At 38.2% G+C, this 22,863-nt stretch carries 20 protein-coding genes and 4 tRNA genes; 12 read left to right on the top strand and 12 right to left on the bottom strand.

What is annotated here, in order from left to right; translation table 11 throughout:
• Positions 1–54: 54 nt before the first annotated feature.
• The gene (locus AC0VZ4_RS12980; protein WP_475439867.1) at positions 55–201 is read left to right on the top strand and encodes a DUF2897 family protein; all 147 of its coding nucleotides are present in this window, start codon (positions 55–57) and stop codon (positions 199–201) included.
• 36 nt (positions 202–237) lie between these two features.
• Here the strand turns inward: AC0VZ4_RS12980 and AC0VZ4_RS12985 are convergent, their stop codons facing one another.
• Both AC0VZ4_RS12985 and bamC read right to left on the bottom strand, forming a co-directional pair.
• Positions 238–1,608, bottom strand: a complete 1,371-nt coding sequence (locus AC0VZ4_RS12985) for a YjiH family protein (protein WP_475439868.1) — start codon at positions 1,606–1,608, stop codon at positions 238–240.
• Between the two features lie 66 nt (positions 1,609–1,674).
• Entirely contained in the window at positions 1,675–2,733 is a 1,059-nt protein-coding gene (gene bamC, locus AC0VZ4_RS12990; RefSeq protein ID WP_475439869.1) for an outer membrane protein assembly factor BamC, read from the bottom strand.
• A 360-nt stretch (positions 2,734–3,093) separates the two neighbouring features.
• Between bamC and AC0VZ4_RS12995 the strand changes: the two genes are divergently transcribed.
• Complete coding sequence (locus AC0VZ4_RS12995) at positions 3,094–3,627, top strand: glycine cleavage system transcriptional repressor (protein WP_007375924.1); 534 nt, start codon at positions 3,094–3,096, stop codon at positions 3,625–3,627.
• Positions 3,628–3,638: 11 nt separating this feature from the next.
• Complete coding sequence (bcp, locus tag AC0VZ4_RS13000) at positions 3,639–4,118, top strand: thioredoxin-dependent thiol peroxidase (RefSeq protein WP_033031315.1); 480 nt, start codon at positions 3,639–3,641, stop codon at positions 4,116–4,118.
• 306 nt (positions 4,119–4,424) lie between these two features.
• On the opposite strand, the gene AC0VZ4_RS13005 is transcribed toward bcp, so the two are convergent.
• Positions 4,425–4,835: a hypothetical protein gene (locus AC0VZ4_RS13005; RefSeq protein ID WP_475439870.1), complete on the bottom strand. Its 411-nt coding sequence runs from the start codon at positions 4,833–4,835 to the stop codon at positions 4,425–4,427.
• A gap of 266 nt (positions 4,836–5,101) precedes the next feature.
• On the bottom strand, positions 5,102–6,220 hold the full coding sequence (locus AC0VZ4_RS13010) for an ISAs1 family transposase (RefSeq protein WP_475439871.1): 1,119 nt from the start codon (positions 6,218–6,220) through the stop codon (positions 5,102–5,104).
• 353 nt (positions 6,221–6,573) lie between these two features.
• On the opposite strand from AC0VZ4_RS13010, the gene AC0VZ4_RS13015 reads away from it, so the two are divergent.
• The gene (locus tag AC0VZ4_RS13015) at positions 6,574–7,431 is read left to right on the top strand and encodes a hypothetical protein (RefSeq protein ID WP_475439872.1); all 858 of its coding nucleotides are present in this window, start codon (positions 6,574–6,576) and stop codon (positions 7,429–7,431) included.
• A gap of 764 nt (positions 7,432–8,195) precedes the next feature.
• Complete coding sequence (locus AC0VZ4_RS13020; protein ID WP_475439682.1) at positions 8,196–9,413, top strand: IS4 family transposase; 1,218 nt, start codon at positions 8,196–8,198, stop codon at positions 9,411–9,413.
• A gap of 77 nt (positions 9,414–9,490) precedes the next feature.
• Here the strand turns inward: AC0VZ4_RS13020 and AC0VZ4_RS13025 are convergent, their stop codons facing one another.
• Together AC0VZ4_RS13025 and queE are read right to left on the bottom strand one after the other, a co-directional pair.
• Positions 9,491–10,234 carry a class I SAM-dependent DNA methyltransferase gene (locus AC0VZ4_RS13025; protein WP_475439873.1) on the bottom strand — a complete coding sequence of 248 codons (744 nt, stop codon included), beginning with the start codon at positions 10,232–10,234 and terminating at the stop codon, positions 9,491–9,493.
• Positions 10,235–10,461: 227 nt separating this feature from the next.
• Positions 10,462–11,127: a 7-carboxy-7-deazaguanine synthase QueE gene (gene queE / locus AC0VZ4_RS13030; RefSeq protein ID WP_002960417.1), complete on the bottom strand. Its 666-nt coding sequence runs from the start codon at positions 11,125–11,127 to the stop codon at positions 10,462–10,464.
• Between the two features lie 145 nt (positions 11,128–11,272).
• Here queE and queC point away from each other — a divergent pair, with 145 nt between their 5' ends.
• Positions 11,273–11,929: a 7-cyano-7-deazaguanine synthase QueC gene (gene queC / locus AC0VZ4_RS13035; RefSeq protein WP_008136967.1), complete on the top strand. Its 657-nt coding sequence runs from the start codon at positions 11,273–11,275 to the stop codon at positions 11,927–11,929.
• 94 nt (positions 11,930–12,023) lie between these two features.
• On the opposite strand, the gene AC0VZ4_RS13040 is transcribed toward queC, so the two are convergent.
• On the bottom strand, positions 12,024–12,473 hold the full coding sequence (locus AC0VZ4_RS13040) for a methyltransferase family protein (protein WP_457933919.1): 450 nt from the start codon (positions 12,471–12,473) through the stop codon (positions 12,024–12,026).
• 208 nt (positions 12,474–12,681) lie between these two features.
• Here AC0VZ4_RS13040 and AC0VZ4_RS13045 point away from each other — a divergent pair, with 208 nt between their 5' ends.
• Entirely contained in the window at positions 12,682–12,924 is a 243-nt protein-coding gene (locus AC0VZ4_RS13045) for a hypothetical protein (RefSeq protein ID WP_010553668.1), read from the top strand.
• Between the two features lie 4 nt (positions 12,925–12,928).
• Here AC0VZ4_RS13045 and AC0VZ4_RS13050 read toward each other — a convergent pair whose 3' ends face one another.
• From AC0VZ4_RS13050 to AC0VZ4_RS13070, 5 genes are all read right to left on the bottom strand, one after another.
• On the bottom strand, positions 12,929–13,951 hold the full coding sequence (locus tag AC0VZ4_RS13050; protein WP_475439874.1) for a hypothetical protein: 1,023 nt from the start codon (positions 13,949–13,951) through the stop codon (positions 12,929–12,931).
• 101 nt (positions 13,952–14,052) lie between these two features.
• Positions 14,053–14,733, bottom strand: coding sequence for a tRNA (adenine(22)-N(1))-methyltransferase TrmK (locus tag AC0VZ4_RS13055; RefSeq protein ID WP_337120138.1), 681 nt, complete (start codon positions 14,731–14,733; stop codon positions 14,053–14,055).
• Positions 14,734–15,672 (bottom strand): class I SAM-dependent methyltransferase, encoded by a 939-nt coding sequence (locus tag AC0VZ4_RS13060; protein ID WP_475439875.1) that lies wholly within the window; start codon positions 15,670–15,672, stop codon positions 14,734–14,736. It abuts the gene before it with no gap.
• A gap of 2 nt (positions 15,673–15,674) precedes the next feature.
• Complete coding sequence (gene uvrB, locus AC0VZ4_RS13065; protein ID WP_475439876.1) at positions 15,675–17,669, bottom strand: excinuclease ABC subunit UvrB; 1,995 nt, start codon at positions 17,667–17,669, stop codon at positions 15,675–15,677.
• Positions 17,666–19,045: an MATE family efflux transporter gene (locus AC0VZ4_RS13070; RefSeq protein ID WP_007378929.1), complete on the bottom strand. Its 1,380-nt coding sequence runs from the start codon at positions 19,043–19,045 to the stop codon at positions 17,666–17,668. The genes uvrB and AC0VZ4_RS13070 overlap by 4 nt, the downstream gene beginning before the upstream one ends.
• Before the next feature lie 1,039 nt (positions 19,046–20,084).
• Between AC0VZ4_RS13070 and AC0VZ4_RS13075 the strand changes: the two genes are divergently transcribed.
• From AC0VZ4_RS13075 to AC0VZ4_RS13095, 5 genes are all read left to right on the top strand, one after another.
• A tRNA-Asn gene (locus AC0VZ4_RS13075) sits at positions 20,085–20,161 on the top strand.
• A 21-nt stretch (positions 20,162–20,182) separates the two neighbouring features.
• Positions 20,183–20,259, top strand: a tRNA-Asn gene (locus AC0VZ4_RS13080).
• A gap of 21 nt (positions 20,260–20,280) precedes the next feature.
• Positions 20,281–20,357: transfer RNA gene (locus AC0VZ4_RS13085), tRNA-Asn, on the top strand.
• A 29-nt stretch (positions 20,358–20,386) separates the two neighbouring features.
• Positions 20,387–20,463: transfer RNA gene (locus tag AC0VZ4_RS13090), tRNA-Asn, on the top strand.
• Positions 20,464–20,606: 143 nt separating this feature from the next.
• Complete coding sequence (locus AC0VZ4_RS13095; RefSeq protein WP_475439877.1) at positions 20,607–22,547, top strand: EAL domain-containing protein; 1,941 nt, start codon at positions 20,607–20,609, stop codon at positions 22,545–22,547.
• Positions 22,548–22,863 lie beyond the last annotated feature (316 nt).

A 22,863-nucleotide genomic window follows, 5' to 3' on the forward strand; every position in this document is an offset into this window, starting at 1 on the left:
GTCATTGCACAAAGCGGTCACACTTAAACGTATTAAAGGTTAAGTGGTACAGTTATGCAAACTTGGCATATTGTTGCTATTGTCGTGGTTGTTTTTGCCATTATTATTGGTAATATCGCACTGGTTAGGCACTCTGCAAAAATGGAGTTTAAAAAGCCCGACACAAATACCGACAATACAACAGACACAAAAAAGCCCTGATTAATCAGGGCTTTTTAATTCATTAAATCGTTCTATTTAACCAACTAACCAATGTGCCATAACAGCAATAATTGGTAGAGTAATTAACGTTCTCAAAATAAATATCACAAACAATTCAAATATATTAACCGGTATTTTGCTGCCTAACAGCAACGCACCTACTTCAGACATATAAATAAGTTGAGTAACACTCATAGCGGCAATAATAAAACGCGTTACATCGCTCTCAATAGTACCGGCTGCCAATATTGACGGAATAAACATATCAGCAAAACCAACCATAATAGTTTGTGCAGCTGCTTCAGCCTCTGGTACTTGCAGTAATTCTAAAAACGGAATAAATGGCATCCCCAAATATTGAAAAATTGGCGTGTATTCAGCAATAATTAACGCAAAAGTACCCACAGCCATAATCACAGGCAATACACCAAACACCATATCAAGCGCGTTATGTACGCCCTCTTTTATTGTACCTTTAACACCAGTTGAGTTGTCTGCTTTCGCAAGTGCAACATCTAACGAATGACCAAATAAGGTTTTATAACCTGGGATTGTTTCACCGTCTCTATCTGGCTTAGTGCCATCAATCAGTAAATCTTTTTTAAAGCGTAGTGGCGGTAATCGCGGCACAATAATAGCGGCAACAATACCCGCTAAACATACCGTTGCGTAAAACGGTGCAAATAAGTACTCAAGTTTAACTTGCCCAAGCACCACTAAACTAAAGGTGATTGAAACTGCTGAAAAAGTAGTACCAATAATAGCCGCTTCGCGTTGTGTATAGTGTTTTTGATCGAACTGCTTTGCCGTCATCAAAATACCTACACTACCATCACCTAACCACGATGCAGTACAGTCAACCGCGCTTCTACCCGGTACGCCAAATACAGGGCGCATTACTTTGGTCATTAACGTACCAGCAAGCTCTAGTAGACCAAAGTTAATTAATAGCGGTAGTAATAAGCCCGCTAAAATAAATACCGAAAACAACACTGGCAATAAGTCATTTAATACCAGCGCGCCAGTATTGGCCGAGGTAATCATCTCGCTACCTAGGCTTAAGTATGTCATTAAACCAAACGCCATACCAAATAAACGCACCACCAGCCAAGTCCAGCTCACATCGAATAAATGCTTTAGCAAAGGTGAATTACGTATAGCTGCCGGTTTAAAAGCTTTAGTGATTACAGAAATAACTCCAGTAATACAAATAATTAATGTGATAATTGCTTGAGCCGATCCTAGCATCATTGTTTGAACAGCCTTTGCCATAACAGCAATAGGAATAGTCATCCCTTGGGAGTTAGTTATGGGAGTCATAAATAAAAATACACCAACTAACGACGGTACTAAAAAAGTAAACCATGTGCGCCACGTATAATGCGAACGATGAGGTAATTGAGACATATTTTTAACCTATAAAAACTACAAAAAGAGCTTAGCGCTCTTTTTGTAGTAAAAATTTATTCTTATTTAAATTTTAATGCCGCGCTGAATGAGTGCCGCTTCTAATGCTTGTTGTAAACCGTTCATAGTACCTGGTTCAAGCGTTTCGCCTTTATCATCCATCCACGTTAAGCTTGTACCACCTTCTTTAGTTTTACTCACTAAAATTTGGTATTGCCCTTCATCAATAGGTAATTGAGTAACTTCGTCGCCCCAAATAGAATCCCAAACGCTGCTCTCTGGTTTTTTATAATCAGCTGTGATTAAACCTGTATCTTGGTTAATTTCAACAATAGTGAATGACAAACGCTCTAAAAAGCCAGAGAAACGGTCAAATACTGCATCGTAAAATTGCTCAGTAACCAGTGCCGCATTGCCTTTATTATCAAAGCCCATTTCAAGTGAAATAATACCTTGGCGTTTACGTAAATCGACTTCTAACTGACGGTAACGGTAATCAAATTCACTCACTACTTGGTTAAGCGCGCGCACTTCTAATTGCTGCTTAAGTAAATCGGTTAATGCGTTATCACCTTTAAAATCAATTAAATCAACACGCAAAGACGCAGTTCGCTGATGTGATTTTTCTTCAATAGTAAACTTGAATTTTTCTAAATCAGCATTCTCGTCACTGCCCCAAAGCCAGCTTTCTTCTGTTTTAATAATTGAATACCAATCAGTTTCAATAACACCTAACAGTTTATCTTCTTTGGTTGCACTTACGTTATTGTCAGCTAAAACGGCTTTAATTGAATCCCAAACAAATTCATCTAAATCGTCAATGCCATCATTTTTATCAAAATAAACACGGGCCAATTTATCTGTTTCTTCAACCCAGCTGCCCTTAGCTACCGTAAGAACCTGAGCAGGTGGACGATAGTTTGTAGCCACAGGGTTATTATCGTATTGACCTATATCCATTTTATAAACGGGATCTTGGGCTGGTTGCGATAGAGACGCTGGCGCTTTAACTGGCTCATGCGTGCGGTAATTACGCTCATTATGTGCATCGTTAGTAAATACACTACACCCTGATAAACTTACCAATACACTTACAGCAAGTGCTTTTGGGATCCAATACTGCACAGATATTTCTCCTTAGCATACCCTTTAATTGTTTTAACAAGTATATGAGTGGGTTATGCCGATTTGGTTCAGTGTAAAATCAATATTAACTTTACATTTATTATTTGGCTGCCTAATTGCAATAAAGTTCAGCACTTCAACTTAGAAAAAATCTAAGTGCAAATAAGCAAATTTTAGCTATGGTACTTTCCTGTGCCAGTAAAAACAAGAAACACCGCACTTTAAAAGCGCTTAATTAGCCCGCATTGTAGTTTATAGAGTGTTTTGTGTTAAACTTCGCCGCCGTGCAACTTCTCAAGTGTATTTAGTTGCGTTGCCCATTGCGTTGTTATAATCCAAGTAACTTAGGTATTTTAACCCATGACTGCATTTTCAAATCATCAAATTGTGTTAACTGCTATTGGCGAAGATAGGCCGGGTATTGTGAGCGAACTTACACAATTAGTTAGCGACTGCCACTGTAATATTATAGATAGCCGTATCGCTATTTTAGGCTGCGAATTTACCTTTATAATGTTACTCAATGGCGACATGTCAGCTATTAGCCGTATTGAACACGTACTCCCTACTAAAGCCATGGAACTTGGCCTGCTTACCATGATGAAGCGCACCGCCAGTCATACACCCAGTGAATTTTGTGCCGGTTATACCCTCGAATACACAGGGATCGACACACCGGGGACACTAAGTAAAGTAACGCGCTTTTTTGCCGACAGCAACATTAGCATTTGCTCACTAAAATCAGATACCTACTCTCAAGAGGACGACATTAAAATGCGTTGTGAACTTGAATTCAACATACCGGTTGATGTAGATATAGATCAATTTAAAATTAGTTTTGAGAGCCTTTCTCACACGCTAAACGTAGATTATATTTTTAAACGAATTCGTTAAGGATGCTAAACATGAACACAATTAGTCCATTACAAGCTGGCGATACGGCACCCGCTTTTAGCCTACAAAACCAAAACGACGAAACAGTAACATTAAGCAAGCTGTTAAAAGAGCAACAAGTGCTTGTGTACTTTTACCCTAAAGCCTCTACACCGGGTTGTACGGTTCAAGCCGAGAACTTACGTGACCAACAAGCAGAGCTTGCTAAATTTAATACCCGCGTTGTAGGTATTAGCCCAGATCCAATTAAGCGCCTTAAAAACTTTGAAACTAAAAAAGAGCTTAATTTTGACCTATTAGCCGATGAAGACCACGCCATTGCTGAAGCGTTTGGTGTATGGGGCTACAAAAAATTTATGGGTAAAGAGTACGATGGTATTCACCGCCTGACGTTTTTAGTAGGCCAAGACGGTAAAATAAAACACCTATTTGATAAGTTTAAAACCAAAGATCACCATCAAGTAGTGTTGGATTATCTTGCAGCAGAATAAGCTAACGGCTGAGTAAGTTAACTACCAGCTATTAGAAAAATACAGAAAAGCGTTGCTCAAGGGCAACGCTTTTTTTATGCTAGTTATTAAATATTTCGATTAAGTAAGAGCTGGATCAAACGACAAACAAATGATTAATAATTTTGATCTCCAGAGTCAAGATTCGACTCGTCCATATTCTTACCAATTGAAGTCCTTACTAGGTGCCTAGCCATATTTAAATTGAGTTAAAAAATAAAAAAATCAAGAAAGTATAGCGCCCTGTTTGACCGTAACTCTCTAATTGAATTTTTATCATTTGATAATTTAACCTAGTAGATCATCATCTAGGCATGGTATAGATTTTCTTGCAAAAGAGACTTTCATACTTACAGTCGGTTCTATAATACCGAACTCAAAGGATAACGTTTCTATGCTACCTTCAATTGTAGGCTCAGAGTTTAATAATTGAGATATTCCTAACGCTAATTGACTTTCTATATTTGAAATTGGTATATCTTTTAATCCTTGGAGCTTATGGCTTGGCTCTTGAATGTCACTTTTGTAATTTTCTAAGAAAATTTGACCATTTTGATCTTCATATATAGTTTGATTAAATTCAAAATGAACTAATTTATCACCTCTATGTTTCAATCTATAAAAATCCAACCCTCCAAAATAAACTTCTGTATCGTCTTCCAAGTCTGCTAATTGCTCTTTTAATTCACCGATATTCATAGTAAGTCCTAAATATTTTGTATTTTTTACATTAAAGACTATCGAGTTAACTGTAAAGTAAAAGCGTCTGTAATTGATTTTAAGGATTTAAAAAATTTTGCGGCGACATTGTTAGTCTAAATAGACTCAGCTCAATTTAAACATCGCTTAAACATGTAATAACGTAAATTTGAAATTAATACATGTTCAAAATCAGATTTAGCCCTGGTCAATAAGTTAATTTATTTGAAGCCGGATAATATGCAGGGCAAGAGCATGAAAAAAGTCTATGCGTTCAGTACCTTTTCAAGGTAGGCTGTACTGCGCATAGCTTTTTTCTGTTTTGCGGGCATGCCTTTACTAAAGCTTTTTTCTGCTTTTAGCTGATTAAATGCGATGTGTCTCAGCCCCGCAAATACAGGTGCTGCACCTTCGCGCCTAATTCGACACTCATCTTCTTTAAATCCTACATCTAAACGCCAATGTAATCCATTTTCTATTTGCCAATGTTGTCGTGCTCCTCTCGCGAGTTCTTCCGCTGTTAAATTCGCTGAACTAATATAGTATCTATAGCATAACTCATTGCTTAATTTACCTTTTTCTTTCCTATAAGAAACAATAACACCCACTGTTTTTACACCCTCCCAGTGTATCGTTTCTGATAAACTGCTCACGTTATGGCTCACTGCACAGCACCTAAATTCTTCTCTATTTTTTTGATAATCGACTTCGTTAAACAAGAGCCCATCAGATGCTTGTCGTGCTACCTCAGGTAATAACACATCTTCTATTTGTGACAGTAGCTTTTTATGGTTTGCTTTTACCGCAAGTAAGTAATCGGCTTCTTTACCAACTATTTTTTTTGCAATTGATTTTTGACACCCCATAGCGTCAATCGTTACTAAGCAGCCTTTTATCTCTAATAATTCAAGCAGCTCTGGCAACGCTTTTATTTCGTTCGACTTTTTATCAACTGGGCATTGTGCCAAAACAACACCATTTTCGCATGCAAATGCACTGATCATATAAAGCGCATCGCGCCTATCTGACTGATTAAATGAACCTTTCAATCGTTTACCGTCAATAGCAACTACACCGCCTTGAGTTAATTTGGAGCAGGCTTTCATCCAAGAAGAAAAGGAATCTTGGAATTGCGTCATGTCAATACGGCTCATTACACGAGCAATTGTGTCATGGCGAGGGATCCCTTGTTCAAGAAGAACATATTTTCTGAGCCAATCTAGTCTATCATGACCAAAATCTTCAATCTCTTCCCAGCCCTGACAGCCTGAAACAACAGCGCTAACAGCTAAGAATATGATATCAAATAGTTTATGAACAACTTTACCTTGTTGGCGAGGGTCGTCGATTGATTCGAAATATTTAAATAGCTGAATGTTAGACATGGGGATGCTCCTTAAAAAAGGAGTATAAGATCATACTTTTAAGTCAAGGTAAAGTTCGTGATCTTGCCCTGGGATAATATGAGCTTGTGTACAGCTAGTAGTTTAACTATTTGCACGTATTCTTCAGGAGAATATGATCAACATAGTGATCATTAATGTACTTGGTAGATATAAACCTTTACATGGTAGCTGTTACCTTTGTATAAATAGCCGGTGATATTTTGTCGGTGTTACTATACACAATATTTTTACTTCGTTGTTTTGAAAGATATAGATTTAAATAAAAATACAATTAAGGCAACTGTAATTAAGTGCTTTTAATATAGTAGTTAACGTCTAAAGGGAAGTATTTGATGCATAAAAAAATAACAAATTGGTTCATTAAACATATGCCAGTTGAAGATAATATAGGGTTACATGAAAATAAAGCTTTTAGACGCTGGGTTGGGTATCCACTTTTAATAATTCTTTTTTTAGTAATAGCTATAACGTGGGATCTATACAGAACTGGTATATACAGTTTTAGCAGAGGTTTTCTAATCAATTCAGCTACATTAAATGATTTCGCCAAATTCTATGCATTTCCAATTGCTGCACTTGCAGTTCCACTTACCTTGGGGGTTATGTTTAACAGGTTTCATTCTTCGAAACAAAAAGCTAAAAGTAATCAGTTAATCGAACAAAATAATAAAGCCAACAATTTTTTTAATCACTATAAATATTTCGTTGAACATTGTGATGCAGCAGAAAAAAGATTTGAATTCAAAAATTTGGCTATAGCTAAAGAGGTTCTATACAAACTATTTTTTCCAAAGTCGTCGGTCGATAACTTCGTAACAGAATTAAACAAAGATCTTATTAAAGAAATCATTATACATTTTAGAAGTATAATTGAAGACTATAATTCACATCTAAATCTAACTACAATTGATACCGTTGCACAGACAATAAACCAAGGCACTTCGGAAGAAATAACGCATGAATGTTATTTCTTGGAAGACACTTTTGATTATAAGCTAAGTTACGGTGGGGTTTATTATCAAACAAGCTTGAAAGAAGTGACTAATTTGGAGACTGAGCTTCTATCTAGCCGTGCTATAATTTTTATGCTCTTATTTTTCAATGGCATTTCTAATTATAGAGAAATAACTAGACACTTTGATAATGAATTTAATACGCTGCTGAAAGAATACAATATAAAGAATCAATAGTCTTACAATCTATCAAAATTAGATTCTTTCGCTGTAAGGCTTTCCAGCGGTTAAATAGCAACTATCATCATACACTGAGTCCCAATTAGTTAGTTTATTGGCATTTTACAATCAAAGAAATCAAATTTTGACTTCACAAATCATGATTAATTAATGACAACTTTTATCACTTTTTAGTCATTTGATAATACAAAGTACCGAAATAAATTGATAGAGCATTTTATCGTTGGGTTTCGTTCCACTCAACCCAACCTACGTCGTTTCTCTTAATAACGACGCTGAAATAGCAACGTTGCCCCCCTAACCTCCTTCGCGAGTAACGATAAAACATGGACTTCCAGTTAAAAAGCTAGCTTAGTAGTAGCTTTGCTTGTTCAACTTAGATGTCTGACCTGAGTTATAATGGAACTTGCTGTAACAACATGATTTAAATATGAATTGTAAATTTTAAACATAATATAAATTAGCTGTTTATATTCGCCGAAACTCAAATAGGTGGAGCCATAGGGGTCAAATCTTGACTTCATACATCATAATTAATTAGCTATTCATATTCGCCGAAACTTAAATAAGTTACTGTGTCTGATGGCGCTTCGCTTATCCGACCTACGTTTTCAAATATATAATGCGGGGTTATTGAGTGTGGGTATTGGCCGTGGGTATTGGAGCTAAAGTATCCCCAGAATTAGCCTTTATATATCAATAAACTAACAGTATTAAAAAATGTGGGAAGCGAGGGAACATTCATGGTGTTTTGTGATCTTATGAATCACTTACAAACAACAGAGCTAAACACCATGAATGCTTTTACTATTTTGCACAATATGCTCCGCGCTGTCACCCCTAAATCAATTCATAAAGCCAGATTTAATACTCTAGTCGCTGCCGTTAAATCTCTTTTGCACTGTCAGCAATGCACCTTGACGTCTATCGGTCGCAATTTGAATTCAAAAACCACTGAAAAACATGATATTAAACGTATTGATCGACTGCTCAGTAACCACGAGCTTTTACGTGAATCAACAACGGTTTATGTTCACTTAAGCCGTTTTGTGGTCACTGAAAAGCATCCCGTCATTTTGGTTGATTGGAGTCATGCCGATACACAAACCAAATATTGTATTCTGCGTGCCAGCATTGTCAGTGAAGGTCGCTCTTTAACCCTGTATCAGGAAAGTGCACTCAGCTTTCAATATCATTGCCCAAAAGTACAAAAACGGTTCTTGAAGATGCTCAAACTGATCTTGCCGAGTGATTGCCGGCCCGTCATTGTGACGGATGCGGGCTTTAAAGTTCCTTGGCTCAAAGCCGTGCGAAACAATGGCTGGCATTATATTAGCCGAGTTCGAGGTACGGCACACTTGAAAACGCAGGGCAGCGATGAGTTTGTTCCATGCCAGTCACTATTCAAGAGCAATCAACGTAAGAGCCAGTATCTTGGCGCGACCGAGTTGACCAAAAGTGCAAAATATCAAACGCATGCAGTGCTGGTTGGCAAGGGGCATAAGTTATTAAAAAGAGATAAAAAACGTGGTTATAAGGAGCCTTGGCTACTCGTTTCTTCACTTCCAAAAAGGCACCACTTTCTCGAAAAAGTGCTCAAATTATATGGTATGAGAATGCAAATAGAAGCCGGATTTCGAGATCAAAAAAGTGTTAGGTTCGGCTTAGGCTCAGATCTACACAGAACGAACAAACTCTACCGATTAGACATACTTTTACTGCTCGCAACACTGGCGCATTGGTTCTCAATGATGCTGGGTGCAGTGATAGACAAAGCAGGAAAGACAGGATCTTTTCAAGCTAACTCAACCAAAAGCAGGCGAGTAGTGTCATGGGCATTTGTTGGGTTGCGATACTTCAAAAAACAGTCCATTAAACTGCGACGGCGAGATTATTTAGAAGGGCTCGCCTATTTCGCACAAGTGGTAGTGCAACTCAATTGGAAAAATATGGATGTGAGTGATGTAATTGAAACTTAATGATTATTTTTGGGGATCCCTTAGGTATTGGAGGTTCGTTGGGTTTCGCTGCGCTCTAACCAACCTACGTGTTTAACTTAAATTTTTACGCAAACAAAAATGGCGTTGCCTGAGCGCTCTGCCCATGGGGTTATTTTGTCGTAGTCATGTTCAAAAATGTGGATTTCGAAGTACGGCTTTAAGGCTTCTTTAAGCTCGGTATAACTAAACGCAACCATTGGGTGCTCGTCGTGCCATACGAGTGTTTTATCTGCGGTGGTTTTTTCTATGTTGAGTTTTAATAACTGTTTACTGCCAGTGCCACTGTAGTGCCAACCAGAGCGAAATGTGAATAAGCTATTTTCGCTTGTTGCGGTGTGCTCTACAAATGAATCGCTGTCGATTTTGTTTTTATCAACCGTGTTAAAACAAAATATTCCACCTACGTTTAATGCACTGTGTACGCTGGCAAGGCATTCTTTTAACTTATTAATACCGTCGCAGTAATGGATTGAATACAAAAAGCAGGTAATTAAATCCACGTGCTCGGTGACTTTAAATTCACTCATGTTTTGCAACGAAAATTGCGCTTCTGGGCAGCGAGTTTTTGCTTTATCTAGCATTGGCTGGTTTAAATCAAGCCCACTACTTTTATAACCGTTATCAATAAAGTGGCGTACATGCGGGCCGGTGCCACATGCTAAATCGAGATGGGTGTTTGCGCCATTACCAAAAATTTGGTGCAGCCTGTGAATAGAATTGCTTTGGGCTTGATAATTAATATCTGCGCACATTAAGTCGTAGTAATCAGAAAGGTCGGTGTAAAGTGCATTTGCGGACATATAAGCCTAGTGGTAAGTAGTGGAATATTTTTAAGTCGCGCATAGTAAACTAGTTATGGCTATTAGCGAAGAAGATATGAGCTTTATGGTTGTCGGATGGCGCTTCGCTTATCCGAACTACGTATTTAAATATTATAAAACGTTATTAGAAAAATGGTGCGGAAGTAGAGGTTTGTTGGGTTTAGCTTCGCTCTACCCAACCTACGTAATATAACTTTAAGCTGGCTTTAACTAATTCCTAAATACTTATGTACTTGTATTGATAAGCGCCAGTTTTTAGCAATACAGGTGTCGATTGCTAATTTTGTTGCTGATACTTTTTGACTAATTGGCTGTAAATAAACAAGCTTTGGGTTAACGCCTGTTTTTGCAAATAATTCTTCTAACTCTTCTACGTGCTTTTGCATCGCAACGGGGTGTTTAATTTCGTTTGCACGCTTCATGGTGCTGGTAAGTACTTCATAACCACCGCGCATATTGATTTTTGGCGATACCGTTACCCATGTTTGCTCTGGGGCGAGTATTTCAAACGTGCCGCTGGTTTCTATTTGTGTACTAAAACCGTGTTCGTGTAATAAGTTACATACTGGGTTTAAATCGAACATACATGGCTCGCCGCCGGTAATTACTACATGCTTTGCGGTATACCCACGTGATTGAAACAGCGCTAAAATTTGCTCTGCACTGGCGTTAGCCCAATGATCTGAGTCGGCTTTTTTCTCTACGGTTTCGTCCAGCGATACTTTATATACATTATCAACATCCCACGTTTGCTTAGTGTCGCACCAAGAGCAGCCTACTGGGCAACCTTGCAAACGTAAAAATATTGAGGGTGTGCCGGTAAAACTAGCTTCACCTTGAATGGTTTCAAACACTTCATTAATTTTGTACAAAAGAGATCTCACTTACTACCTAGCAGCCAAATTGCTACTATTAAAAAACCAAAAAGCGCTGTGCAAAAATTGTTATTTAAGCTGCGGCCGTGTAGTATATCGCGCCCTGATATAAACCTCTATTAAAACTAAGAGCAAAACAGATATGACGCAAAAAGTAGTTGTTATTTATTCCGGCGGTATGGACTCGTTTACCGTACTAAATAAAGCCCTGCAACAAGGCCATGATGTATATGCCCTTTCATTTGACTATGGTCAGCGTCATGTAAAAGAGCTTAAAGTAGCGGCAAGTGTGTGTGAAAAATTAAACGTTCCGCATAAAATTGTTGATATTTCGGCGATTAACCAACTTATTGGTGGCTCATCACTTACTGATGATATTGATGTGCCTGAAGGCCATTACGAAGAAGAAAGCATGAAAAGTACGATTGTGCCTAATCGTAATATGATTTTGCTCTCGCTTGCTGTTGGTTACGCGGTGTCACTTAAAGCTGGCAAAGTTTATTACGGCGCTCATTCTGGGGATCATGCTATTTACCCTGACTGCCGTCCTGAATTTGTGCAAAAAATGGATGATGTGTGCCGTATTGCTAACTACGACGCGGTAGAAATTTTTAGCCCATACTTAAACAATACTAAAATTGGTATTTTAACCGACGGTATTGAAATGGGTTTAGATTACAGCCAAACGTGGACTTGTTATAACGGCCGTGAAAAGGCCTGTGGTAAATGTGGCGCGTGCCAAGAACGCCTTGAAGCATTTGCACTAAATAACATTACAGACCCGTTAGAATACGAATAAGCCGCAATTAATTAGTAATACAATTGCTGTAAACAAAAAAGGCCATCATTGATAGCCTTTTTTGTTTGTCAGGTTTTTAAGTCAATGGTATTAATTACAACCAGCGTTTTACGCGCGCTTTATAGGCGGTAAACTCTTCGCCAAATAATTTAGTGAGCGCACGCTCCTCGGGTATTATTTGAAAAAGCGTTAAATAGGCAATAAACCCAACAACACACAATAGCGCCCACAAGGAACTTAACCAAATACCCCACCCTGCTAAAATAAATGCAAAACCCACATACATAGGGTTGCGTGAAATTTTATAAATGCCGCTCGTAATAAGTTTTGACGCTTGCTCTGGTTTATTAGGGTTTACTGTGGTGTTTGCTATTTTAAAACTCGCTACCCCTGCAATACAAAAAACACACCCAATAATGACCAAACTTGCTGCTAAGTAGGTAATAAATGCGGTGAAATCAATAACACTGTAATGCGCAATAAGCGCCATTATGCCTGCAAAAAACAGCACAACAATAACGGGAGGTATTTTATTATTTAACATGGCAACTCACTGTATTGGCTAAAGTATGTTTATTATATGGTGGCTATGCAGCTATTAAACAATATCTAAAGTGTATAAATGATGAACACGCTCAAAGCTTGGCTTAAGTAAAGTATACAAATTAAGTTACAATTGTCAGCTTTATCAAAAGCGCTTAAAGGTTATACTTTAACCATAAACGAATAATAAAATGATAAGGAATGAGGTTATGTCTGGAACTACGATGATTGTACTTATTGTGCTAATTTCGGTTGGCTCAGGAGTAGTTTACGATATGTATAAAAAGCATCTTGAGTTTAAGCATAAAATGCAAAACAACAACAGCGATGCCCATAAACAATTAGCTGAAACAAACGCACAAGTGCTTGCATTAAAAGAGCGTGTACAAACACTTGAGGCTATTGTTACTGATTCGAGCTTTAACGTTAAAGATGAAATTAATAAGCTTTAAATTGTTATAAGTAATTTGGATATAAATGTGCATTTTCTGGCTGCTCAATACCGTGAGCAGCTAAAAACCCACCAATCGCTTGCCCGCAGCCCTGTGGTGCTCGCCCACTGTCTATCTCAAAGTTTAACTGATTAGCATGTTGCTTACCCATAGAGCAAAGCCCTACGGTACTTGGCGAGCGCATAGCGATACTTAGGTTACCTATTTGTTCAACCGCAACGTGTTTACTAAAGCGGGCAAAACCTTTGTATTTAAACTGCTCGTTTACGTAGTCGTTACTTGTGGCCACCAATGCCGCAATTAAGCCGTGTAAAAAGCTATTAACGGATGGATCTGCTGTTAAAAACGCAATTGTTTTTTTATTAAACTCACTAAGCTGGCAATCCTCACACAACAGCTCAACAGTATATAAATGTTGCTCGGCTACTTGCTGCTGGCTTTTAAGCTCAATGCTTTTTCCTGCAAATACAATGCGTTTAAGCACTTCATCAACGTTACTTGTAACCGCTTCGCTTTTAACAAGTTCAGGGTTTTGCGCCATTACCGGTAAGTCATGATGGTTATTAAATGGCGTGCTTGTTGCGCCGCTTTGCATTAACTGAAAAAGTTCTCTTACTTCATGTTCTCGCGCTACTTTTAACGCTAAAAATGCGGTTTGAATAAGCTCTGAGGTAGGTAAGTTTTCCTCTACTATCCAGCGTCTGCCAAATAATAGCTTTTTAGCTTTGGCTTCATTAGTAGATGCGCTTTTTTGGTAGTTATCAGGACTGAGTACTGCTACTTGTAGGTAAATTTCTTCACCTTTTTGTGCAGCAAGCACTCTAAAATGAGCCGAAAATTCAATACTCTCGAGAATTTCGTTTACGCTTTGAAGCGTGTGCTTGTAACGTAAAAAATGCTGTGGCACCACCCAGTTACTATTAGCTAATTGCACAAGGGGTGCATAAGAAATAGGTTGCTCGTAACTGTGTTGCCATTTTTGCTCATTGCTAAGCAAATGATTAATGTGACTCTTGTTATCTGACATAAATAAACCAAATAAACTCGCGTTGTGCGATATAAACTATGAACACATTACGTCGTCAATGTCGTAATTAGATCACATGTACGCCCTACTTTTGGGCTTTTTTAACTATCGGTGAGTTCTTGATAGTCTGTTATAACTTTTTGATAGTATGGCTTATCTTTATTGAGCATTTTATTATAATGATTTATGAGTTGCCGTTGGTACATAACGTGCTCTGTACTAGCAAAGTCCCACATTTTGTTGCCGGTATGGCTAATCTCATTATTGGTACTAAAGCTCACTTCAATCACTTCATAAAAACGTTTGTTGTCGTAAACTATTTGTTCACTTATTAGCCCTAAACCGAGTTGTTTTAAACCCACTCGCAACTTATAAGTGTGATGCACTGGGCATAAAATAAACCGAACATTATTTAAATGCTCCACTGCGTTATTAGCAATAATTTGTTGTACTAAACTTAACAACAGCTCACCGCCAACACCTGCTATTACAACTACTTGGCTTTTTCTTTGAGCAATTTCAATTTTGCCTACATCCTGACATAAGACCTGCCACTGCGGATTTTTATCACAGGTTTTTTGTAATTTATTAATAGATGATAATTGCGCTTCTAAATCGTTCATTAAAGTGGCGACTATATCTACAAAAATAACCTGGCTTGCAGCTGCGCGCTTTAATAGCGCCATGCCTAAATAACCATGGTCGCAGCAACAATCCCAAATAATATCGTGATGCTGCGAAATTAATGTATCAATGGCAGTTAAGCGTTTACTGAGCTTCATTTAAGCAGGTATTTGTGACATTTTATAGACAAGCGCTTTTAAACTTTTATTGCTGTCTACTTCAATAAAACGCTCGGTGGGGGCTAGACGCTCAACAAATTCAATTGCGCCTTGGGTGTGCTCGTTTATTAACGCTTTAAACGCCTCTTCGCTAAGCTCTGGGCTATTAGCACACAATAACAATTGTGTGGTATCGCAAAGTAGCTCTGGTAATCTGCGCAGCACTTTTTGATAGTCTTTAGTTAATATAAAGCTGCCTTTTTGAAAGCTTGGCGGATCAACTATTATTAAATCAAACGGGGCTGCTTTTTTTAGTTTTCCAAACGATTTTAAAATATCGTGAGGTAAAAAACTGACGCCGCGCTCAAAACCATTTAGTTGATGGTTTTGCTTGCCGACTTTAAGCACGCCTTTGCTCATATCCATGTTCATCACATGATCTGCACCGCCTTGCATGGCGGCAAGCGAAAACCCACATGTATACGAAAACAAATTAAGCACTTTGCCATGCTTGCTGTTAGCCATTACAAATTCACGGCCGCTACGCATATCAGGAAATATTCCGGTATTTTGACGGCTCTGTAAATCAACCAAAAAACGAATGCCATTTTCGGTTACAACATGTGGGTTAGGTAATTGCCCATAAACCACGGTGTTTTGGCTTTGTACGCCAGCACGTTGCTGGTACACAAGTGACGTAATAAGCTCAGGCTGTTTTTTTTGTGCCCACTGCCACACAACATTGGTGAGCTCGCTTAGTGTTTGCTCATCAATTTCATCGTACGAAACCAAAAATAAACTTGGCGGGTAAAAGTCTAAATTAATATGGCTTAATGCTTCGACGCTGTGGCCTCGGCCATGAAAAACACGACACAGTTCATTTTTTAAAATTGGCGCGTCTTCAAGCGCAGTAATAAGAGGTGTAAAGTTTGCTGTCATTTTTAATTAATCAACTGTTGTTGTAGTTCATGTATTTCATCGCGAACAGAGCCCGCTTTTTCAAATTCTAGGTCGCTTGCGTATGCATGCATTTTGGTTTCAAGCTGCTTAATTTGCACAGCAATTTCTTTCGCACTAAGAACCTTTTTAGACTCTTTACGAATAAGTTTAAGGTTGTCTTTAGGGGCCGCTTCTTCGCCTACATCCATTACATCGAGTATTTTTTTAGCCAGAGCATGAGGCTCTATGCCGTGCTCAACGTTGTAAGCATGTTGAATTTCGCGTCTGCGCGCAGTTTCGTCCATGCCTTTTGCCATTGATTTTGTAATTCTGTCGCCATATAAAATAGCGCGGCCATCTAAATGACGTGCAGCACGGCCAATAGTTTGTATCAAAGAGCGAGCTGAGCGTAAAAAGCCTTCTTTATCGGCATCAAGTATGGCAACAAGTGCCACCTCTGGCATATCAAGGCCCTCTCGAAGTAAGTTAATGCCCACTAACACATCAAACACGCCCGCACGTAAATCACGAATTATTTCAACTCGTTCTACCGTATCAATGTCTGAATGTAAGTAACGCACTTTTACGCCATGCTCACTTAAATAGTCGGTTAAATCCTCAGACATACGCTTTGTAAGTGTAGTTACAAGTACACGTTCGCCCTTCTCTACACTTTTATAAATCTCTGATAAAAGATCATCAACCTGATCCCCTACCGGGCGCACTTCTATAAGTGGGTCAAGCAACCCTGTTGGACGAATTACTTGCTCAGCAATTTCGCCTACGCAACGCTCTAGCTCAAAGTCGCCAGGCGTTGCCGATACATAAATAGTTTGTGGTGCTATTGCTTCAAATTCTTCAAAACGCAGCGGCCTGTTATCCATTGCTGAGGGCATTCTAAAACCATATTCAACAAGGTTTTCTTTACGGCTTCTGTCGCCTTTGTACATGGCGCCAATTTGCGATACGGTTACGTGCGATTCATCAATAATCATTAATGCGTCGTCTGGGAGGTAATCAAGCAACGTAGGCGGCGGATCGCCTGGCGTGCGACCCGATAAATAGCGGCTGTAGTTTTCTATACCTGAGCAATAACCTAGCTCCCGCATCATTTCTATATCGTATTGCGTACGCTGTGTTACGCGTTGCTCTTCTACTAATTTATTAGCACTGAGTAACTGCGCTCTTCGATCTTTTAGTTCTTCTTGTATTTTATCGATAGCCCCGAGTATTTTCTCACGCGGGGTAACATAGTGTGTTTTTGGGTAGATAGTGGTGCGTACTATGTGCTTTTCGATAGCACCAGTAAGCGGGTCGAAAATACTTAAGCGCTCTATTTCGTCATCAAACATTTCTACGCGTACGGCATAGGTATCTGACTCGGCAGGAAATATGTCGACCACTTCGCCACGCACGCGATATGTACCACGGCTAAAATCTACATCGTTACGGGTGTATTGTATTTCGGCGAGGCGGCGTAGCATATCGCGTTGATCGACTTTTTCGCCGACTTTTAAAAGCAGCATCATTTTCATGTATGATTTAGGGTCACCCAAACCATAAATAGCCGATACCGATGCCACAATAATGGTATCGCGACGCTCAAGCAGTGCTTTGGTCGCACTTAAACGCATTTGTTCTATATGCTCATTTATCGAAGCATCTTTCTCGATAAATGTGTCGCTTGATACAACATAGGCTTCTGGCTGGTAGTAATCGTAATACGATACAAAGTATTCAACGGCATTTTTAGGGAAAAACTCTTTCATCTCACCATATAACTGAGCAGCAAGCGTTTTATTGTGCGCCATAATTATTGTTGGACGATTTAAATCGTTAATAATATTAGCCATGGTAAAGGTTTTACCTGTACCCGTAGCACCTAATAAGGTTTGGTGTGCAAGCCCCGCTTCTAACCCTTCGCACAGTTGTTTAATCGCGGTAGGCTGATCGCCTGCTGGCTTAAAATGTGATTTTAACTGAAAATGATCGCTCAACTATTGCACTCCCGTAATGATTGACTGCTCAACGCATCGAGCTCTTTCATAAACCATTTATATGCCACCATTGCAGTAAATAAATTACCCAGTGCCGCACCAATAAATAATCCAATTAAACCAGCTAGCTCATTACCTATATAAGCAAACGGTAGGTAAAAAACAAATAAACGAATAGTACTTAAAAACAGTGCATTCATTGGTTTATGTAAAGCATTAAACGAAGAATTAGATAATATGATCACCCCTTGCAAACCGTAGCTAAACGGAATGGTGTAAATAAAGAGTTTTATCACATCAATTACCATTTGTTCTTTACCAAACATTTGACTAATAAAGCCTGAAAAAACAATAAGCAAAATATAAATAGCAAATTGCCAAATCATCACAAATTTTAAGGTACCAATATAAGCATCCTTTACTCTGCATAATTTACCCGCTCCAAAGTTTTGACTCACAAACGGGGGTAATGTCATCGACAAAGCAAGTACAAGAATACTGGCTATAGATTCTATCCGGCTGCCTACCCCAAATGCGGCGACGGCTTCAGGTCCGTGATGTGCAACCATAGCGGTCATCACAGCCATTGCAACCGGGGTCAACATGTTTGCGCCTGCGGCGGGTAAACCTATTTTTAATATTTTACGAATAGCGCCTACCACCGTTTGCGACCCGGCTTTTAAACTCAACAACCGTTTTTTTACTATTAGTAAATATAAAATAATAACAACAGCCACTCCCCATGCTATTACACTTGCAATAGCGGCACCTTGAATACCTAACGCAGGAATAGGGCCAAAACCAAATATAAGCATAGGATCGAGAACCGCATTTATAAGCCCCGCCCCGCCCATTACAATACTGGGCGTTTTAGTATCGCCACTGGCACGCAGTACCGAGTTACCAATCATTGGGGTTATTAAAAATACGCTACCGATAAACCATACATTCATGTATTCGTGTATTAAAGGAAGTACCTGCTCACCTGCGCCTAATAACGTAAATATGGGGTCGATTAGCAAATAGCCAATAAACGATAAAATAAGCACTAAAACAAAAGCAACCAATATTGAAACGCTTGCGTCAAAACGCGCTTCATCTATTTTGTTGCTACCTAAAGCTTTAGCTATAACTGCCGACGTACCAATACCTAACCCAATGGCTAAGCTAATAACTGTAAACGTAACAGGAAACGTAAAACTAACTGCAGCCAATGGCTCTGTGCCTAATAAGCTGATAAAAAATGTATCAACAATATTAAACATCATTAACGTGATCATGCCAAAAATCATCGGAATGGTCATGGTCTTTAATGTAGGCAAGATAGGATCGTTTAGTAAATCTGGGCGAGTCTGAGTTTTTGAAATTGCGCGCATGAAATAAATAAGCCTCTTTTACTGAGCAGACCATTTTAAAGCATCAAGACAATTCAAGCCACGGATTTATCAACAGATTTGAAGGAAACATAAAACTAACTATTCGACAAAACAGTAAAGATCTATTTTTAGATATTTTTGCTAAAATTAAGCACTAAGCCGCCAAAAAACAATTAAAACACATTTTAGTTACTTTTCTTTACAAACCCCCGTTCATTACTGATGCATTTTCACACAAAGACATGCTTTATTTTATCGTAACGAAAAAATTCTCTCATCGAGTTAGATGATTTAAATTGATAATAGTAACCTGTTGTTTTTTAATGAAATAAAAATAGTGATTTAAAAGCTTGAAATCGTTGTAGCACTCTAAAATGCTGGTGCCGCTGATGTTCTTAAAGTTTCATAAACAGAGTTATCCACAGAAACCGTGGATAACTCATTCAAGCCCGCATTTACAAAGGCTTTTAGAGTGATGCTTTTTTCACTCAGATCTGACTTATTACAAATATTCAATTTATCGCGTTTTTCTGGTTTTAGAGCAAAAACCATCTCGACATATAAATTGCCTTATTAACCTGATTATATTCTCGTGAAAAAATAAAAGTATAACGCAACGTATTGATTGTATTATTTTTGAGCTCTGACAATATAATCACCACGTACATATAAGTTGTAAAAAATAATTCACTTCTGTGATTATCGAAAATCAATTTAAAGCTTTTACTTTTTTGACAAAACAGACCAACAATAAAAAATACAAACGTTACTTTTTATATTTTGTGCGTATTTTTTACAGCTAAGCGGTTTAACATTGTATTTTATTTGCTCAAAGAACTAAGAAAGGCGATCTCAAAAATAGGCATATCGTCTAAAATCGTAACTCTATTTTTTAAAAGGTTCTTTAAATGAAGTCACAAAACACGCAGATCGAACATAAAAACAACGAATAACCACCTTTTTTAAATTTATAACTTTTATATGTTGACACTTTGCGGCGCGGTCATTAATATTTCGCCCCGTTGAAAGGCAAGACGCTTCCCCCTTAGCTCAGTTGGTTAGAGCGACGGACTGTTAATCCGCAGGTCCCCCGTTCGAGTCGGGGAGGGGGAGCCAAGTTTTTCAACCATAAACGATTCCCCCTTAGCTCAGTTGGTTAGAGCGACGGACTGTTAATCCGCAGGTCCCCCGTTCGAGTCGGGGAGGGGGAGCCAAGTTTATGTTTATGATGTAGTTCCCCCTTAGCTCAGTTGGTTAGAGCGACGGACTGTTAATCCGCAGGTCCCCCGTTCGAGTCGGGGAGGGGGAGCCAAATCATCATAATAAAACTTCTACTTTAGTTCCCCCTTAGCTCAGTTGGTTAGAGCGACGGACTGTTAATCCGCAGGTCCCCCGTTCGAGTCGGGGAGGGGGAGCCAATTCTAATAATTTCATAGACATTCATTCTAAATTCCATTACTCTCTGCTTTATAAATAAAAACACAAATCGCGCTAATAATTTGCTCTGATTTACTATCAGGATTTCATTCCTCCCCTTTTGAACTATTAAAAGACTGAAAAAATGGCTGGCTTTAAAAAACTTATCTTTATACAAATAATTTCTTGGTTATTATGTGTTGCAGCTGGAAGCTATTTCATTTCGGTAAGCTTTGATAATGCAGTAAGTGAAACTCAAAAAAATGCGCAAGCTAGCGTTACTAACTATATAAACGACCTTTCTTTTGACGATAATTTAGTACAAAATTTAAAAAAATCATTGGCTGATGGTAAAACGTTCTCAAGCTTTACGTTACGAGATTACCAAGGCGCAGAAGTATTTAACGTTAACTCCCCTATTGACCTGCCACTATTTGCAGATTTTATACAGTCTATTTTTAACTCTGCCCGACCGCAGTTTGCGGTAAATAAGGCTGCAGATATAAAAGTTGAATTTACAGTTAATATTCAACACTTAGCTGAACAACTTCAAATATCACTTTTTATTATTATCTTTATTTCCGCTGTTTTAGTAATTATTCCTATTATTTTGATGCAATCTATTTTTAATCATCTAAATAAAAGTATCAGTATGACCGTCTCTGACGTTATCGATGTTTATATTAACCAAAACCAAGCCGGTGAATTAGAAACAGTGCTAGATAGCTCTAAACTAAAAAGCTTAGGAAAAGATTTAGTACCAAGTTTTAACCGCTTATCGCACTTTCTTAAAACAAAAAATGAATATATACAAAGTGAAGCGCTCAATATTAAACACGAAGCATATAAAGATGTAATTACCGCGCTAGGTAATCGTAATATGTTTGTTGAGTACTACGAAAAAAACATTGAAAATAGTGAACAAAGTACTTTTGGCTCATTAGCAATGATTCGCTGTAGCGAGCTGCAAGCAATAAATCAAAGCCGTGGCTATCAAAAAGGTGATGAGTACGTAAAGGGTGTGGCTGATATAATTAAACATATAAGTGGCACGTATGCTGGCAGTCAATTATTTAGATTAAATAGTTCTGATTTTGCTGTTGTACTTCCCCATATACCACTTAAAGAAGCCGAACGCTTTGGCGAAAACTTACAATCTCGTTTCACTCAATATCAGCAGAATCAAGAATTAAGCTCAGTGGCTAATACCGGTATTGTTGGTTATGAAAAGGGTAAGCCGTTAGGCGAACTTCTCTCAGTTGTTGATAATGCGATGAGTATGGCGCAGTCTAAGCAAATTAATGCATGGCATGTACAGCGTGAATCCGATCTTGTAAATAATGTAAGTGCTGGGTTTGGTAATCAAAACTGGCGTAAAGTGATTAACGAGGTTATTGAGTCCAAACGAGTTCATTTGGTTATGCAAAATATTATGCCGCTTGGTAAAAGTATTAAAGCATACGCTGAAATTCAAGTTCGCTTCAAAACAGAAGATAATCAAGTTCTGCCTACAGCTTCATTTTTAGCTATGGCTGAAAAGCTTGGTATGGCAGTTGATATAGATAAATTAATTATCGATTCATCACTTGAAAAAGTTAAAAGTCGTAACCTTTCTGAAAAATATTTTGGTTTAAATGTCACGGCTTCAAGTGCTCATAACGATCAGTTTGTAATTTGGTTAGAGCGTCGCTTATTAAAAGATACCCATATTGCATCAAAACTTATTTTTGAAGTGAGCGAGTTCGGCTTACAACAAAATATTAAAGCAAGTAAGCGCTTTATTGATATGGTTCACCGAGTGGGCGCACGTGTAACTGTTGAACGTTTTGGTGTTGGTTTAACCTCATTTAAGTTTTTCCGCGATTTAAAACCTGACTTTATTAAAATGGATGCCAGTTATACTCGCGGCCTAGAAGATGATAAAAACAATCAGTACTTTATGCGCTTAATGGTCGATTTAGCCCACCGCATTGGTGTTAATGTTTTTGCCGAAGGTGTTGAGAGCCAAGAAGAAAAACATATTATAGAAACCTTGTGCTTAGATGGCGTGCAAGGTTATTACATAGAAAAACCTAAAGATATCTAAACCAATTAAGCAACATTGACTAATTTAAAAAGAGCACTTGTTGCTCTTTTTTGCTTTGTAAATCGTAGTACAGTTATTTGGTGGCACCACTAACACTGCAAAGTAAAATGAATACTATACCAATCTGCTTATGTATGGGGTCTATTTAACGTTAAGAAAATTACGCTAGAACTAGGCTAAAGTTTTTGTATCTAGTTGTTCTAAATAAAAATTTTTAACGACGTTATAGTGCAATTTAATTCGTTAAATTGATCAAAGATTTATGCAGGTTGGTATTACATAACCTGAACACTGGCTAAGGGATTTACTAACGTAT

This window comes from Pseudoalteromonas sp. QJM3NY_22, from assembly GCF_056173065.1.

Excerpts from the sequence above, each read along its gene's own strand:
- AC0VZ4_RS12980 (WP_475439867.1), top strand. The coding sequence starts at position 55 with ATGCAAACTTGGCATATTGTTGCTATTGTCGTGGTTGTTTTTGCCATT.
- AC0VZ4_RS12985 (WP_475439868.1), bottom strand. The coding sequence starts at position 1,608 with ATGTCTCAATTACCTCATCGTTCGCATTATACGTGGCGCACATGGTTT.
- AC0VZ4_RS12995 (WP_007375924.1), top strand. The coding sequence starts at position 3,094 with ATGACTGCATTTTCAAATCATCAAATTGTGTTAACTGCTATTGGCGAA.
- bcp (WP_033031315.1), top strand. The coding sequence starts at position 3,639 with ATGAACACAATTAGTCCATTACAAGCTGGCGATACGGCACCCGCTTTT.
- AC0VZ4_RS13005 (WP_475439870.1), bottom strand. The coding sequence starts at position 4,835 with ATGAATATCGGTGAATTAAAAGAGCAATTAGCAGACTTGGAAGACGAT.
- AC0VZ4_RS13010 (WP_475439871.1), bottom strand. The coding sequence starts at position 6,220 with ATGTCTAACATTCAGCTATTTAAATATTTCGAATCAATCGACGACCCT.
- AC0VZ4_RS13015 (WP_475439872.1), top strand. The coding sequence starts at position 6,574 with ATGCATAAAAAAATAACAAATTGGTTCATTAAACATATGCCAGTTGAA.
- AC0VZ4_RS13020 (WP_475439682.1), top strand. The coding sequence starts at position 8,196 with ATGAATCACTTACAAACAACAGAGCTAAACACCATGAATGCTTTTACT.
- AC0VZ4_RS13025 (WP_475439873.1), bottom strand. The coding sequence starts at position 10,234 with ATGTCCGCAAATGCACTTTACACCGACCTTTCTGATTACTACGACTTA.
- queC (WP_008136967.1), top strand. The coding sequence starts at position 11,273 with ATGACGCAAAAAGTAGTTGTTATTTATTCCGGCGGTATGGACTCGTTT.
- AC0VZ4_RS13040 (WP_457933919.1), bottom strand. The coding sequence starts at position 12,473 with ATGTTAAATAATAAAATACCTCCCGTTATTGTTGTGCTGTTTTTTGCA.
- AC0VZ4_RS13045 (WP_010553668.1), top strand. The coding sequence starts at position 12,682 with ATGTCTGGAACTACGATGATTGTACTTATTGTGCTAATTTCGGTTGGC.
- AC0VZ4_RS13050 (WP_475439874.1), bottom strand. The coding sequence starts at position 13,951 with ATGTCAGATAACAAGAGTCACATTAATCATTTGCTTAGCAATGAGCAA.
- AC0VZ4_RS13055 (WP_337120138.1), bottom strand. The coding sequence starts at position 14,733 with ATGAAGCTCAGTAAACGCTTAACTGCCATTGATACATTAATTTCGCAG.
- AC0VZ4_RS13060 (WP_475439875.1), bottom strand. The coding sequence starts at position 15,672 with ATGACAGCAAACTTTACACCTCTTATTACTGCGCTTGAAGACGCGCCA.
- AC0VZ4_RS13070 (WP_007378929.1), bottom strand. The coding sequence starts at position 19,045 with ATGCGCGCAATTTCAAAAACTCAGACTCGCCCAGATTTACTAAACGAT.
- AC0VZ4_RS13095 (WP_475439877.1), top strand. The coding sequence starts at position 20,607 with ATGGCTGGCTTTAAAAAACTTATCTTTATACAAATAATTTCTTGGTTA.